At 73.0% G+C, this 13,500-nt stretch carries 13 protein-coding genes; 10 read left to right on the top strand and 3 right to left on the bottom strand.

The window, feature by feature from the left end:
* Nucleotide 1 precedes the first annotated feature (1 nt).
* Nucleotides 2-574, bottom strand: coding sequence for a (2Fe-2S)-binding protein (locus OG758_RS36885; RefSeq protein WP_326713862.1), 573 nt, complete (start codon nt 572-574; stop codon nt 2-4).
* The gene (locus tag OG758_RS36880) at nt 571-1,440 is read right to left on the bottom strand and encodes an FAD binding domain-containing protein (RefSeq protein ID WP_326713861.1); all 870 of its coding nucleotides are present in this window, start codon (nt 1,438-1,440) and stop codon (nt 571-573) included. The genes OG758_RS36885 and OG758_RS36880 overlap by 4 nt, the downstream gene beginning before the upstream one ends.
* Before the next feature lie 117 nt (nt 1,441-1,557).
* On the opposite strand from OG758_RS36880, the gene OG758_RS36875 reads away from it, so the two are divergent.
* Both OG758_RS36875 and OG758_RS36870 read left to right on the top strand, forming a co-directional pair.
* A complete protein-coding gene (locus OG758_RS36875; protein ID WP_326713860.1) occupies nt 1,558-2,652 on the top strand; it encodes an XdhC family protein in 1,095 nt (364 codons plus the stop codon).
* 179 nt (nt 2,653-2,831) lie between these two features.
* Nucleotides 2,832-3,971 carry a TetR/AcrR family transcriptional regulator gene (locus OG758_RS36870; RefSeq protein WP_326713859.1) on the top strand — a complete coding sequence of 380 codons (1,140 nt, stop codon included), beginning with the start codon at nt 2,832-2,834 and terminating at the stop codon, nt 3,969-3,971.
* Nucleotides 3,972-4,101: 130 nt separating this feature from the next.
* Here the strand turns inward: OG758_RS36870 and OG758_RS36865 are convergent, their stop codons facing one another.
* Nucleotides 4,102-5,466, bottom strand: a complete 1,365-nt coding sequence (locus OG758_RS36865) for an MFS transporter (RefSeq protein WP_326713858.1) — start codon at nt 5,464-5,466, stop codon at nt 4,102-4,104.
* Between the two features lie 281 nt (nt 5,467-5,747).
* Between OG758_RS36865 and OG758_RS36860 the strand changes: the two genes are divergently transcribed.
* From OG758_RS36860 to OG758_RS36825, 8 genes are read left to right on the top strand one after another with little or no spacing between them, the layout of a single operon-like run.
* The gene (locus tag OG758_RS36860) at nt 5,748-7,235 is read left to right on the top strand and encodes an aldehyde dehydrogenase (protein ID WP_326713857.1); all 1,488 of its coding nucleotides are present in this window, start codon (nt 5,748-5,750) and stop codon (nt 7,233-7,235) included.
* A gap of 26 nt (nt 7,236-7,261) precedes the next feature.
* Nucleotides 7,262-8,206 carry a VOC family protein gene (locus OG758_RS36855; RefSeq protein ID WP_326713856.1) on the top strand — a complete coding sequence of 315 codons (945 nt, stop codon included), beginning with the start codon at nt 7,262-7,264 and terminating at the stop codon, nt 8,204-8,206.
* The gene (locus OG758_RS36850) at nt 8,203-9,000 is read left to right on the top strand and encodes an aspartate dehydrogenase domain-containing protein (protein WP_326713855.1); all 798 of its coding nucleotides are present in this window, start codon (nt 8,203-8,205) and stop codon (nt 8,998-9,000) included. The genes OG758_RS36855 and OG758_RS36850 overlap by 4 nt, the downstream gene beginning before the upstream one ends.
* Complete coding sequence (locus tag OG758_RS36845) at nt 8,997-9,776, top strand: alpha/beta fold hydrolase (RefSeq protein ID WP_326713854.1); 780 nt, start codon at nt 8,997-8,999, stop codon at nt 9,774-9,776. Before OG758_RS36850 ends, OG758_RS36845 begins: the two co-directional genes overlap by 4 nt.
* Nucleotides 9,777-9,786: 10 nt before the next feature.
* Nucleotides 9,787-10,308, top strand: a complete 522-nt coding sequence (locus OG758_RS36840; protein ID WP_100599053.1) for a cupin domain-containing protein — start codon at nt 9,787-9,789, stop codon at nt 10,306-10,308.
* On the top strand, nt 10,301-11,053 hold the full coding sequence (locus OG758_RS36835; protein WP_326713853.1) for an SDR family oxidoreductase: 753 nt from the start codon (nt 10,301-10,303) through the stop codon (nt 11,051-11,053). Before OG758_RS36840 ends, OG758_RS36835 begins: the two co-directional genes overlap by 8 nt.
* Before the next feature lie 19 nt (nt 11,054-11,072).
* Nucleotides 11,073-11,855: an SDR family oxidoreductase gene (locus tag OG758_RS36830; protein WP_326713852.1), complete on the top strand. Its 783-nt coding sequence runs from the start codon at nt 11,073-11,075 to the stop codon at nt 11,853-11,855.
* 10 nt (nt 11,856-11,865) lie between these two features.
* Complete coding sequence (locus OG758_RS36825; protein WP_326713851.1) at nt 11,866-13,491, top strand: thiamine pyrophosphate-binding protein; 1,626 nt, start codon at nt 11,866-11,868, stop codon at nt 13,489-13,491.
* Nucleotides 13,492-13,500 lie beyond the last annotated feature (9 nt).

Here is a 13,500-nt window from a genome sequence, read left to right as displayed (position 1 = left end):
GTCACTCCCCCCGCCCGGCGGGGCCGTCGGCGAAGCGCTCGTCCAGCGCCTGGCACACGGCACGACGGATGTTGCGGTAGCCCGTGCAGCGGCACAGGTGTCCGCTGAGAGCGTCGGCGACATCAGCCGCGTCGGGCCGCTGGGCCTGTTCGGTCAGCGCGGTCGCCGTCATCACGAATCCGGGGGTGCAGAAGCCGCACTGCATCCCGTGGCACTCGTGGAACGCCCGCTGTACGGGGGTGAGCGGGGCGTCACCGGGGGCGAGGCCCTCGACCGTGCGCAACTCGGCGCCCGCGCACTGCACCGCCAGGGTCAGGCAGGAGCGCGCCGGCTCCCCGTCGACGAGGACGGTGCAGGCGCCGCAGACGCCGTGCTCGCAGCCGACGTGGGTGCCGGTGAGGCGCAGCCGGTCCCGCAGGAAGTCGCTGAGCAGCAGCCGGGACTCCACCTGGGCGGTCACGGGCGCGCCGTTGACGGTCAGGCGGATCTCGTGCCAGCCGGAGGGTTCGGCGAGCGGCGGCGGGGCGGCATGGGTGGCCGTCGCCGGGTCGGGGGTGGCGAGGTCGGTGGTCATGAGCAGCGCTCCCAGGCGAGGGTGCAGGCACGGACGAGGAGGTGGGCGGCTGCCTCGCGGCGGTAGGCGGCCGTGGCGTGGACGTCGTCGGCGGGCGTGAGCCCGGCGAACGTGGCGGACGCGGCAGCGTCGAGGGCCGCCGCTCCCGCGTCGGTCCCGGTCAGCGCCTCCTCGACGGCGGGCAGGCGGACGGGTACGGGGCCCGCGCCGCAGAAGACCGCGCGGGCGGCGGCGACCGTGCGCCGGTCCGGCGCCCGGCGCAGGGTGACCGCGACGCCGACGGTGGCGAAGTCGCCGTGCCTGCGGGCGAGTTCCTCGAAGGCCCAGCCGTCACCGGCCCGGGGCGGCAGGACGACCTCGGTGAGGAGCTCGTCCGGTGCCACGGCGGTCTGGAAGGTGGCCACGAAGAAGTCGGCGGCGCCGACGGTACGGGTGCCGCCGGGTCCGGCGATCACGAAGCGGGCATCGAGGGCGAGCGCGGCGGCCGGCAGTTCGGCGGCGGGGTCATGGTGCGCGAGGCTGCCGCAGACCGTGCCGCGGTGGCGGATCTGCGGGTGCCCGATGCGCCTGATCGCCGCCGCGAGCAGGGGCCACCCGTCGCGCACCACGGGGTCGTCCGCGGCCCGGGACTGGCGGACGGCGGCGCCGATGTGCAGGGCGCCCGACGCGTCGGCGTACAGGCGGTCGAGGCCGGGGACCCGCGTGATGTCGACGAGCAGTCCCGGGCGGGCGAGGCGCATGCTGAGCATGGGGATCAGGGACTGGCCGCCGGCCAGGACCTTGGCCTCCCGCTCCTCGTCGGCGAGGAGGGCAAGCACCTCGCCGACGCTGCCTGGAGCGCTGTAGTCAAAGGGTGTCGGTTTCAACCGGCTTCCACCAGGCCTCTCGGGTCGACGCATCTATCTAATGCCTAAAATGATTTACACTAAAGTTTCTCCTTGGCAAGAGGGTGCAGCCGATTCGATGTGCTCGAGGTGAGAGACATGCGACACGTGATCGACCAGGCAGCCGCGTGGCAGGCCTCCACGACCCGCTTCGCGATGGCGACGGTCGTCCACACCTGGGGCTCCGCTCCGCACGCCGCGGGTACGTCGATGCTGGTCGCCGAGGACGGCCGCGTCGTCGGCAGCGTCTCCGGCGGCTGCGTGGAGGCCGCGGTGTGCGCGGTCGCGGAGGATGTCCTCGCCGGTGCGGGGCCCGCCCGCGAGACGTACGGGGTCAGCGATGACGACGCCTTCTCGGTGGGCCTGACCTGCGGCGGAACCATAGAGGTACTGATCCGCGAGGTCACCGCCGACGCACCGCTCGCCTGGGTGGCCGCCGACCTCGCGGCTCACGTCCCGGTGGCACTGGTGACCCCGGTCGAGGGCGCACCCGGCAGTCTCGCCGTGGGCGCGTCCGGCGTGAGCGGGACACTGGGCGACGCGCGGCTCGACCGGGCCGCGGCCCAGGCCGCCGAAGCGCTGCTCGCCCGCGGCACGAGCGGCCTCGTCCGCGTCGGCGAGCCGGGCCCGGACCCGTCGTGCGCGCCCGAGCGGGAGCTGTTCGTGCAGGTCTTCGGGGCGCCGCCGCACCTCCTGGTGTGCGGGGCGGTCGAGTTCGCGCGCCCCCTCGTGCGGATCGGAGCGCTGCTCGGACACCGGGTGACCGTGTGCGACGCCCGTCCCGTCTTCGCGACGGCCGCACGCTTCCCCGAGGCGCACGAGGTCGTCGTGGACTGGCCGCACCGCTGGTTCGCGGCACACGAGGACCAGGTCGACGCGGCCACCGCCGTGTGCGTGCTGACCCATGACGCCCGCTTCGACGTGCCCGTCCTCGAACTGGCCCTGCGCAGCAGGGCCGGGTACGTGGGCGCCATGGGCAGCCGGCGCACGCACGAGGACCGGCTGGCACGGCTGCGGGCCGCGGGGCTCGGCGAGGCCGAACTGGCGCGGCTGCGCTCACCGATCGGCCTCGATCTCGGCGGGCGCGGGCCGGAGGAGACGGCCGTGTCCATCGCGGCGGAACTCATCGCGGTGCGGCGGGGCGGCAGCGGACGGGCGCTGAGCGGCCTCGTGGGGCCGGTGCACGCGTCGTGAGCCCATTTTTGAACGGGCGTTTTTGAACGGTTGTTTTTGAACGCGTCCCGCGAGGACGCAGCGGGCGGTCCGGTCCGGCGACGGCGGCCCGGGCACGCGGCGGCGACGGTGTCCGGGCGGGCCGCCCCATACGACCAGCCCGGACACCCCATTCTGAACACTCGTTTAATCTGAGGCACGTGGACGCAGAGCACAGCACCCCGGACCGGACCGCCCCCGAGCCCCGTCGCAGCCGCTCCCACGACCCCGAGGGGCGGCGCGGCGCCGTGCTGGCGGCGGCCCGTCGGCTGTTCGCGGCCCAGGGCTACAAGGGGGTCGGCATCCGGGCCATCGCCGCCGAGGCGGGCGTCACCCCCGGCCTGGTCATGGCGTACTTCGGCTCGAAGGACGGACTGTTCCGTGAGGTCGTCGGCGGCGGGACCGGGGTCACCGAGGGCGTGCTCGACGACCCCTCGGTCGGCCGGGAGGAGCTGCCGCACGCGCTCGCCCACGACTATCTCGACCGCTGGGACCGGCTCCCCGCGCACGACCCCTGGCCTGCGCTGATCCGCTCGGGGCTCAGCCATCCCCCCAGCGCCGAGCTGCTGTCCACGGTCCTCGACCGGCAGGTGAGCGAGCCCCTGCGGCGGCTGCTCGGCGACTGCGACGCGGCGGACGCGCGGATCGCCATGATCCGCAGCATCCTCTTCGGCGTGATCATGGAGCGCTATCTGTTCGCCCACGAACCGGCCACGTCGGTGCCGACGGACACCCTGGAGCCCGTCCTCACGGACGTCCTGACGGCGGCGCTCACCGGGCGGGTGCCCGAGCCGGAAGCCGAGCCGGACCCCGAGGCGGCGCACCGGCCGCCCGCGCGCGAGGCCCCCGGCGCGTCCGGTCCGGCCGTCTTCGCCGCGCTGAACGAGTGCACCGCGCGCTACCGGACCCTGATCGGCCGCGTCGTGAAACGGCACGGCCTCAGCCTGGCCGCCTTCGAGGTGCTGGCCGCCCTGCGGACGGTGGGTGCCCCCTACCGGCGCACGATGGGCGAGATCGCCGCGGCCGGCGCGGTCAGCGCGGGCGGCGTCACCCAGCACGCCGACCGCCTGGTGGAGGCCGGTCTCATCACTCGCGAACGGGACGGCCAGGACCGTCGGATCGTCCATCTGAGCCTCACCCCGGCGGGGCTCGACCTGGTCGGCCGCGTGTCCGATGACCGCCGCACGCACGAACGGGAGCTGCTCGCCGGGCTCGTACCGGGTGATCAACGGCAGCTCGCCGCGCTGCTCGGCGCCCTGCGGCGGTCACTGACGGGCCCGGAGACATCCGGCGGTCACTGACGGATCCGGAGACAGCCGGCAGTCACTGACGGACCCGGAAACAGCCGGAGACACAGAGAGCCGGGTCCCTCGCACCCCCAGCGAGGGACCCGGCACCGAACACCCCGGCATCCGCCGGGAGTTCAGAAGGTCAGGCGTTGAGCTCCTCCAGCGTCTTCCCCTTCGTCTCCACCGCGAACAAGGCGATCACCGCGCCCACCGCCGCGACCCCGGCGAGCTGGGCGAAGACGAGCGTCAGGCTGCCGCCCCCGCCGATGATCGCGCCGACCGTGATCGGGCCCAGGATGACGCCGAGGCGGTTCCACAGGCCGCCGAACGCGGCACCCTTGGCGCGGTTGCGCGTCGGGTACAGCTCGGGCGAGTACAGGTACAGGCCCGCGTTGATGGCGTAGACGAAGAACGTCGTGCCGGAGGCGAAGAGCGCGACCTGACTGCCCGAGGTCACGCCGACCAGGGCTAGCGTCGCGAGGGTGAGTGCGCTGCCGAGGAGTGCGGCCACGAGAGCGGGGCGCCGGCCGACGCGGTCGATGACGAGGGCGACGGCGAAGGTGCCGAGGAGGCCCGTCACGTTGCTGAGCAGCGTGTACTCGAGCGCGGTGGTCAGGTCGAGCCCGAAGTGCTTGGTGTAGAGCGACGGCAGCCAGGTCGAGATGCCGTGGTTGACGTAGTACGCGACGAACCAGAGCCCGGAGAGCACGGTCGTGCGGCGCAGGTACCGGCCGGTGAACAGCTCCCGCAGGCGGCCCCGGGCGGTGTCCTCGGCGCGGGCCTCGGCCGGCTCGGGGAGCTCCGCGCCGGTGGCGGCCGCGACCTCTTCCTCGATGCGGGCGATGACCTGCTCGGCCTCTTCGGTACGGCCTTGGGAGAGCAGCCAGCGGGGCGACTCGACGACCTTCTTGGGCAGGGCGACGGCGAGCAGGACGGGCAGGGCGCCGATCACGAACATGGCGCGCCAGCCGAAGGTCGGCACCACCCATACGGCGATCAGGGTGGCCGCGGCCAGTCCGAGCGGGAAGATCATCTCGTAGAGCAGGACGAACCGGCCGCGCTTGTCGGAGCGGGCGATCTCGTTGATGTATGTGGCCGCCACGGGGACGACGCCGCCGATGCCGAGGCCTTGTACGAAGCGGAACAGCGAGAACATCTCGATGTTGTTCGAGAAGGCCACCGCGAGGCTCGCGAGCGCGGTGACGGCGACGCCGAGGGCCACGGTGCGCACCCGGCCGACGCGGTCGCCCATCCACCCGGCGACCAGGGCGCCCAGGAGCATGCCCACGGAGCCCGCGGTGATGGCGAAGGTCGCCTGGCCCGTGCTCAGGTGCCAGTCCTTGATCAGGACGGGCAGCGCCGACGCGGAGAGGAGCTGGTCGAACGCTTCGAAGAAGGTGACGGCACCGATCAGGAATCTGACCTTCACGTGCCATCGGGATTGTGGAAGTCGTTCGAGCCGGGCGGCTATCGAGCCGAGACCTGGCTTGCCGGCCACAGTCGTCATGAGAGGGGGTCCTTCCGCGGCAACGCGAACAGAGGAGTTGCGCAGACACTAGGAGGACTTATCTAAGTGGTCAATGGTTAATGGCTTAGATACATCCAGGGTGACTCGACCTTTACCTTCACGCAACCGACCTCGGGCACTCTGCCCCAACTGCTCCGCCGAGGGGTCTTGCGGGAAATTACTTAAGCCCTTAGATTTCTAGCACTTCAGCGCTCAGGCATCGCCGCGCTGAACGTTCCACCCCCTCGCCCGTAGGCCGTAGACCCCTGGAGGTCCCGCCCGTGCCTCACGACATCTCCACCGACATCCTGATCGCGGGCCAGTGGCGACGCGGCGCGGGCGAACCGGTCGAGACCGTCGACCCGGCGACCGGAGAGGTGCTCGCCACCGTCCACTCCGCGTCCGCGGACGAGGTCGACGAAGCCGCTCGGGCCGCCGCGCTCGCCGTGGCCGACCCCGCCTGGCGCGATCTCCTCCCCCACCAGCGGGCCCGACTCCTCTACCGCATAGCGGAGTTGACCGAGGAGGCCGCCGGCGAGCTCGCGGCCCTCCAGACCGCCGACACCGGCAAGACCCTCACCGAGACGAAGGCCCTCGCGCTCAGCGCGGCCGGCACCTTCCGGTACATGGCTGCGGCCCTGGAGACGGCCGAGGAGACCCTCACCCCGTCCCGCGGCCCGTACGTGACGATGAGCGTGTACGAGCCGATCGGCGTCGTCGGCGCGATCAACCCCTGGAACTCGCCGGTCGCCAGCGACGCGCAGAAGATCGCGCCCGCCCTCGCCGGCGGCAACGCCGTCCTGCTCAAGCCCGCCGCCTGGACCCCGCTGGTCTCCCTCGCGCTCGGGCGCCTGATCCACCGGGCGCTCGGCGAACTCGGACTGCCCACCGCCCTGCTGTCGGTCCTGCCCGGCAGCGGCCGGATCGTCGGGGACGCGATCGTGCACCACCCCCTGGTGACCAGGATCGGCTTCACCGGCGGCACCGAGACCGGCCGGTCCATCGCGGCGGTGGCGGCCTCGAAGCTGATCCCCGCCTCCCTCGAACTCGGCGGCAAGTCGCCGACGATCGTGCGCGCGGACGCGGACGTCGAGCAGGCCCTGGCGGGCGTGATGTTCGGGATCTTCTCGTCCAGCGGCCAGTCGTGCATCGCCGGTTCGCGGCTCTTCGTCGCACGCCAGATATACGACAGCTTCGTCGGCGAACTCGTCGCGCGGGTGAGCAAGTTGCGCGTCGGTCCCGGCACGGGCCCCGACACCCAGGTCGGGCCGCTGGTCCACCACCGGCACCGGGACTCCGTCGCCGCCTACGTCGATCTGGCCCGCTCGGAGGGCGCCCGGGTGCTGTGCGGCGGCCGGGCGCCCGAGGCCGACTCGTACCAGGGCGGCGCGTACTACCTGCCCACCGTCCTCGACGGGCTCCCCAACACCTCACGGACCTGCCAGGAGGAGATCTTCGGGCCCGTCCTGGTCGCCCTGCCCTACGACGACGAGGACGACCTGGTCCGCCAGGCCAACGACTCCGTCTACGGGCTCGCCTGCGGGATCTGGACCCGTGACCACCGGGCCGCGTGGCGTCTGGCCCGCCGGATCGAGGCGGGGACGGTCTGGATCAACACGTACAAGCAGTTCAGCGCCTCCACCCCGTTCAGCGGGATGAAGGACAGCGGTCTCGGTACGGAGAAGGGCCGCGACGCCATCCGCGCCTACCAGCGCCAGAAGTCCCTGTACTGGGGCACTTCGGACGCGCCCCTGCCCTGGGCCAACTGACCGCGCCCCGTCGTCTGGAGACACTCATGCCCCACCCATCGCCAGGACCCGTCGCCCGCCTGCGCTCCCTGCGCTACGTCGAGCTGCTCACCCCCGCCTTCACCGAGGCCGCCGACTTCTACGAGGAGGTCTGGGGCCTGCGGACCGTCGAGGCGGAGCGCGGCGCGGCGGCCTGGCTGCGCGGCACCGGCGAGGAGCACCACGTCCTGCACCTCACCCGCGCGGACCGCACGGGACTCGGCCGACTCGCGTTCGCCGTCGCCACGCCCGCCGAGGTCGACGAGGCGGCCCGGCGCCTGGAGGCCCGCGGGATCACCCCGGTCTTCGGCCCCGGACCGCTCGACCAGGTGGGCGGCGGCTACGGCCTGCGCTTCACCGACCCCGAGCAGCGGCTCGTGGAGATCAGCGCGCAGGTAGAGGCGGTCGCACCGCGCGGCAGGGACGCCGCCGTCCCGGTCGGCGTCACGCACGCCGTCCTGAACACCGCCGACATCGACGCGTCCGTCGCGTTCTACTGCGACGTCCTCGGCCTGCGCGTCTCCGACTGGTCCGAGCACCAGATGGCGTTCCTGCGCTGCAACGCCGACCACCACTGCATCGCGTTCAACCAGGCCGAGTGGGCTTCCCTCAACCACGTGGCGTACGAGATGAGTTCGGTCGACCACTTCATGCGCGGGCTCGGCCGGCTCAAGCACCACGGCATCGACCCGCAGTGGGGGCCGGGGCGTCACGGGCCCGGCAACAACACCTTCTCCTACTTCACCGACCCGTCCGGCCTCGTGTGCGAGTACACGTCCGAGGTCGCCCAGATCGTCGAGGACGCGTGGATCGCGCGGGTGTGGCGGCGCGTGCCCGAGCTGTCCGACCTGTGGGGCACGGCGGGCCCGCCGTCGAAGGAGATCCGCTGCCACATGGCGGGGTCGCCCGACCCCGGTCCGCTCGCATCCACTTCCCTGGAGGTCTCCGCATGAGCACGGTACGCAAGGTGGGCCTCGTCGGCTGGGGCGCGATCGGCCGCGTCGTCGGCACCGCACTCGCCGAACAGCAGGTTCCCGGCGCCGAGTTGACGTGCATCATCGACAACCGCCCCCTCGGCGACACGGCGCCCGCACCCCAGCGGACCTTCGACGAGGCCCTGGAGTGCTGCGACCTGATCGTCGAGGCGGCCGGGCAGGGTGTCGTACGGGAGTGGGGTGAGCGGGTCCTCGCCTCCGGCACCGATCTGCTCGTCGCGTCGACCGGGGCGCTGACCGACGACGAGCTGTCCAAGCGGCTGCTCGCGACGGGCCCCGGCCGGGTGTACTTCACCGGCGGCGCGGTCGGCGGCCTCGACCTCCTCCAGGCGGTACGCTCCCTCGGCCCCCTCGACGAGGTGCGACTCACCACCACCAAACTGCCGTCCACCCTCGAACAGCCCTGGATGGACGAGGAGTTGCTGTCCAAGCTGCGGACGGCGACCGGGCCCGTCGAGGTCATGTCCGGCACGGCGCGCGACATCCCCGTGAAGTTCCCCAAGTCGACGAACGTGGCCGCCTCGGTCGCCCTCGCCGTCGGCGACCTGGACGCTGTGCGGGTCCGGGTCGTCGCCGACCCCGGCGCCCGCCACACGCGGCACGTCGTCGAGGCGTCCGGTGCCCACGGCGCGTACCGCTTCGACGTCGCGCACCTGCCGGACCCGGGCAACCCCGCGACCAGCCAGGTCGTGCCGTACGCGGTGCTGCGCAGCCTGGCGGCGCTGGCCGGGCGGACGGGCCAGATCCTGTGAGCGCCGTCCATGTCGAGGAGGCGGGCGACCACGGCCCCCTGCTGCTGTGCCTGCACGGCATCGGCTCCTCGTCGGCGGCGTTCGCCCCGCAGCTCGCCGAGCTGTCCGCGTACGCGCGGGTCGTGGCCTGGGACGCGCCCGGCTACGCCAAGTCGCCGGATCCGGAAGGGCCGTTGGACCTGGACGGATTCGCGGATGCGGCGGCCGAGCTCATCCGGGAGCGCGGCGGACGCGCGCACGTCCTCGGTGTCTCCTGGGGCGGGGTGATCGCGCTGCGGCTCGCGGCCCGCCACCCGGACCTGGTCGAGTCCCTCGTCGTCGCCGACTCCAGCGCCGGATCCGGCACCGACCCCGCCAAGGCCGAGGGCATGCGGGCGCGGGCCGCCGAGCTGGCCGAGCTCGGACCGCGCGCCTTCGCAGAGAGGCGCGGGCCGCGGCTCGTGTCCGGCGGGGCGCCCGAGGAACTCGTACAGCGCGTCGTCGACACCATGGCCGGGTCCGTGCGGCTGCCCGGCTACGCCTACGCCGCCGAGTCCATGGCCTCCGCCGACCTGCGGGCCGAACTGCCCGCGATCGCCGCGCCCACGCTCGTCCTGTGCGGCGACCAGGACCAGGTCACCGGCGTCGAGGCCTCGCAGGTCCTCGCCGGCGCCCTCCACAAGACCGCCTACGTGATCGTCAAGGACGCCGGTCACCTGGCCAACCAGGAACAGCCCGCGCGCTTCGACGCGTGGGTCCTGTCCCACCTCCGCATCACCGCCCGCATCCCCGAGTAGGAGTCCAGCCATGCCTCTGACCACCACCGACTACGACAACGGCAGCGACCTCGGCAAGTACACCGACTCGCTCATCGCCACCAAGGAGTCCCGCGTCGCGGACTTCAACACGCTCTCCTTCCAGGAGAAGGCGGGCCCGCAGTACCGCCGCGGCCAGATCCGCTACGTCGGCTCCGGCGCCACCGGCAACCACGAGAACGACTCGCGGATCCTCCCGTCCGGCGGCTTCACCTTCTCCAACATGCTGCTGCCGCCCGGCGCCGAGGGCCCCGAGCACACCCACCACGACGTCGAGGAGGCCTTCTTCGTCCTGGAGGGCCAGGTCCGCGTCGGCATCCACCGCGGCGCCGACGAGGTCGAGTACCGCACCCTCGGTTACCGCGACATGATCGTCGTCCCGGCGGGCGTGGCCCGGTCCCTGAAGAACGAGGGCGACACCGACGCCCTGTTCTGCGTCGTCATCGGCACGCAGAAGCCGCAGGTCCCGACGTACCCGGAGCACTCGCCGATGCACGGTGTCACCCGTGACTGACCCCTCAGGGGGCGCCGGCACCGTCGTCGTCACCGGGGCGGGCCGTGGCCTGGGACTGGCCATGGCCCGCCGGGCCGCCGAGGACGGCTTCCGCGTCGTGGTCGCCGAGCTCGACACCGAGCGCGGGACCCAGGCCGTCGAGGGTCTGCGAAGTGACGGGCTCGACGCCCACTTCGTGCGCTGCGACGTGGCCGACCCCGAGTCGGTCGACGAACTCGCCGGTCACGTACGGGAATTGGGTCCGCTGTACGGCCTGATCAACAACGCGGCTCTCGCCAACGGCGTCGGCGGCAAGGAGTTCCAGGACATCGACGTTGAGGTGTGGGACCGCCTGATGACGGTCAACGCCCGAAGCCCCTGGCTGGTGTCGAAGGCCCTGTACCCGCTCTTCGGCTCGCCGGGCCGGATCGTGAACGTCGCCTCGGACGCCGCGCTCTACGGCTCGCCCCGCCTCGCCCACTACATCGCCTCGAAGGGCGCGGTCATCGCGCTGACCCGGGCGATGGCCAGGGAACTCGGCGACAAGGGCATCACCGTCAACGCGGTCGCGCCCGGCCTCACCGAGTGCGAGGCCACCGAGACCGTCCCCGAGGAACGGCACGAGCTGTACCGCTCGGGCCGGGCCATCTCGCGGCCGCAGGAGCCCGGCGACCTCATCGGTCTCGTCGCCTTCCTGCTCGGCGAGGAGTCCCGCTATCTCACCGGACAAGTGATCGCCGTCAACGGCGGCTTCACGATGAACTGACCCACAGGAGCACAGAATCATGGATCTGGGCCTCGCCGACCGGACCGTCCTGGTCACCGGCGGCAGCTCGGGCGTCGGCCTGGCCACGGTCCGCGCCCTTCTGGACGAGGGCGCGCGCGTCGCGACCTGCGGCCGAGACGCCGACCGCCTCGCGAAGGCGGCGGCGCGCCTCGGCAGCGACCGCCTCCTGACGGGCGTCTGCGACGTGCGGGACGCGACGGCCGTGCGGGACTTCGTCCGGCATGCCGCCGACACCTTCGGGGGCCTCGACGGGCTCGTCAACAACGCGGGCCAGTCCCGTATGAAGAGCCTCGACGAGTCGACCGCCGAGGACTGGCGCGACGAGCTGGAGCTGAAGTTCTCCGGCGTCCTCAACCCGCTGCACGCCGCCCGCGCCCACCTCGCCGGGTCCGACGCCGCGTCCGTCGTGAACGTCAACGCCGTCCTGGCCAAGCAGCCGGAGACCCGGCTGATCACGACGAGCGCCGCCCGCGCCGGCATCCTCAACCTCTCCAAGTCCCTCGCCACCGAGCTCGCCCCCGAGGGGATCCGCGTCAACTCGGTCTGCCTCGGCCTCGTCGACACCGGCCAGTGGACCCGCCGGCACGCCGCCGCGGAGTCCGGGCTCTCCTACGAGGACTGGCAGGCCGAGCTCGCCGCCGACCGCGGGATCGCGCTCGGACGGCTCGGCCGGGCCGAGGAGGTCGCGTACGCGATCGTCGCGCTGCTCTCGCCGCGCGCCTCGTACATCACCGGAACCAGCATCGACGTCTGCGGCGGAGTCGGCCGCTCCATCCTCTGAGGAGATCACCATGCGTTACGACACCGGAGGCGATCTCCTCGTCGCCGTCCTGCGGGAACTGGGCATCGACACGGTCTTCGGGATCGTCAGCGTGCACAACCTGCCGCTCGTCGAGGCCGTGGACCGCGAGCTGCGGTTCGTGCCCGTGCGCCACGAGGCGTCCGCCGTCAACGCGGCCGACGCCTACGGCAGGGCCCGCGGCACCCTCGGCTGCGCCCTCACCTCGACCGGGACGGGCGCGGGCAACGCGGCCGGCTCCCTGATCGAGGCGCTGGCGTCCGGCACCTCCGTCCTGCACATCACCGGGCAGGTCGAGTCGGAGTTCCTGGGCAGCGGCCGCGGCTTCATCCACGAGACCAAGGACCAGCTGGGCATGCTGACGGCGGTCTCCAAGTACGCCGCGACCGTGCCGTCCGCCGATGCGGCGGGCCGCGTCCTGCGCGAGGCGGCCCGCGCGGCGCTGACCGCCCCGGGCGGCCCCGCAAGCGTGGAGTGGCCCGTCGACCTCCAGTACGCGGCCCAGACCGACGCTGCCGTGGAGTTCACGGAGGCCGCCGTGCCCGCGCCCGGCGAGGATGAACTCGCCGCGGCGGGCGCCCTGCTGGCCTCGGCCGAACGCCCGGTGATCTGGGCCGGTGGCGGCGCGACCCGTGCCCGTACCCAGCTCGCGGACCTGCTGGCCGCGACCGGAGCCGCGCTCCTGACGTCCAACTCCGGGCGCGGCGCCGTCCCCGAGGACCACCCGCAGGTCGTCGGCAACTTCGCGACGACGCCGGCCGGGCGGGCCCTGCTCGCCGACGCCGACGTGCTGCTCACGATCGGCACCCACTTCCGGTCCAACGAGACCGCCGACTACGGGCTCGGGCTCCCCGCCGCGCACATCCAGATCGACCTGGACGCGAACGCGCTCGGCCGTGTGTACCCGGCCCCGCACGCGCTGCACGGCGACGCCGCCGGCGTACTGGAGCGACTGCTCCCGTACGCGAAGTCCGCCGAACCGGGCTGGACGGCGCGGGTCACCGCGGTCCGCGACGAGGTGCGCGCCACCCTGCACGACAACATCGGCCCGCAGGCCGCCATCTGCGACGCGATCCGGGCCGCGCTCCCGCGCGAGGCCGTCGTCGCCCGCGACGTCACCATCCCGTCGAGCAGCTGGGGCAACCGGCTCCTCGACATGTACGACCCGCGCGACAACGTCTTCCCGCGCGGCGGCGGCATTGGTCAGGGCCTCGGCATGGGCATCGGGGCCGCGCTCGCCAGGCCCGACGCGCCCACGGTCGTGATCGCCGGTGACGGCGGGCTCGCCGTGCACCTCGGCGAGCTGCTCACCCTCGCCCAGGAGCGCCCCCGCCTGACCCTCCTCGTGTTCAACGACGGCGGCTACGGCGTCCTGCGCAACATGCAGGACCGGCACAGCGACCGGCGCTCCGGCGTCGACCTCGCCACGCCCGATTTCGAACTCCTCGCCCGGGCCTGCGGGTTGCCGTATCTGCGGATCGCCGCCGCCGAGCACGCGGAGCCCGTCATCTCCGAGGCCGTCGCCTCCGACGGGCCCACGCTCGTCGAGGTCGACCTCGCGGCGCTCGGCCCGATGAAGAACCCGTTCACCCCGCCCGTGAAGATCCCCACCGCGTAGGGAGGCCCC

Origin of the sequence: Streptomyces sp. NBC_01474, from assembly GCF_035918215.1 — a bacterium.
Classification (GTDB): domain Bacteria; phylum Actinomycetota; class Actinomycetes; order Streptomycetales; family Streptomycetaceae; genus Streptomyces; species Streptomyces aureus.
This window is presented reverse-complemented; position numbering and strand designations above follow the sequence as displayed.

Excerpts from the sequence above, each read along its gene's own strand:
- OG758_RS36885 (WP_326713862.1), bottom strand. The coding sequence starts at position 574 with ATGACCACCGACCTCGCCACCCCCGACCCGGCGACGGCCACCCATGCC.
- OG758_RS36875 (WP_326713860.1), top strand. The coding sequence starts at position 1,558 with ATGCGACACGTGATCGACCAGGCAGCCGCGTGGCAGGCCTCCACGACC.
- OG758_RS36865 (WP_326713858.1), bottom strand. The coding sequence starts at position 5,466 with ATGACGACTGTGGCCGGCAAGCCAGGTCTCGGCTCGATAGCCGCCCGG.
- OG758_RS36855 (WP_326713856.1), top strand. The coding sequence starts at position 7,262 with ATGCCCCACCCATCGCCAGGACCCGTCGCCCGCCTGCGCTCCCTGCGC.
- OG758_RS36850 (WP_326713855.1), top strand. The coding sequence starts at position 8,203 with ATGAGCACGGTACGCAAGGTGGGCCTCGTCGGCTGGGGCGCGATCGGC.
- OG758_RS36840 (WP_100599053.1), top strand. The coding sequence starts at position 9,787 with ATGCCTCTGACCACCACCGACTACGACAACGGCAGCGACCTCGGCAAG.
- OG758_RS36830 (WP_326713852.1), top strand. The coding sequence starts at position 11,073 with ATGGATCTGGGCCTCGCCGACCGGACCGTCCTGGTCACCGGCGGCAGC.
- OG758_RS36825 (WP_326713851.1), top strand. The coding sequence starts at position 11,866 with ATGCGTTACGACACCGGAGGCGATCTCCTCGTCGCCGTCCTGCGGGAA.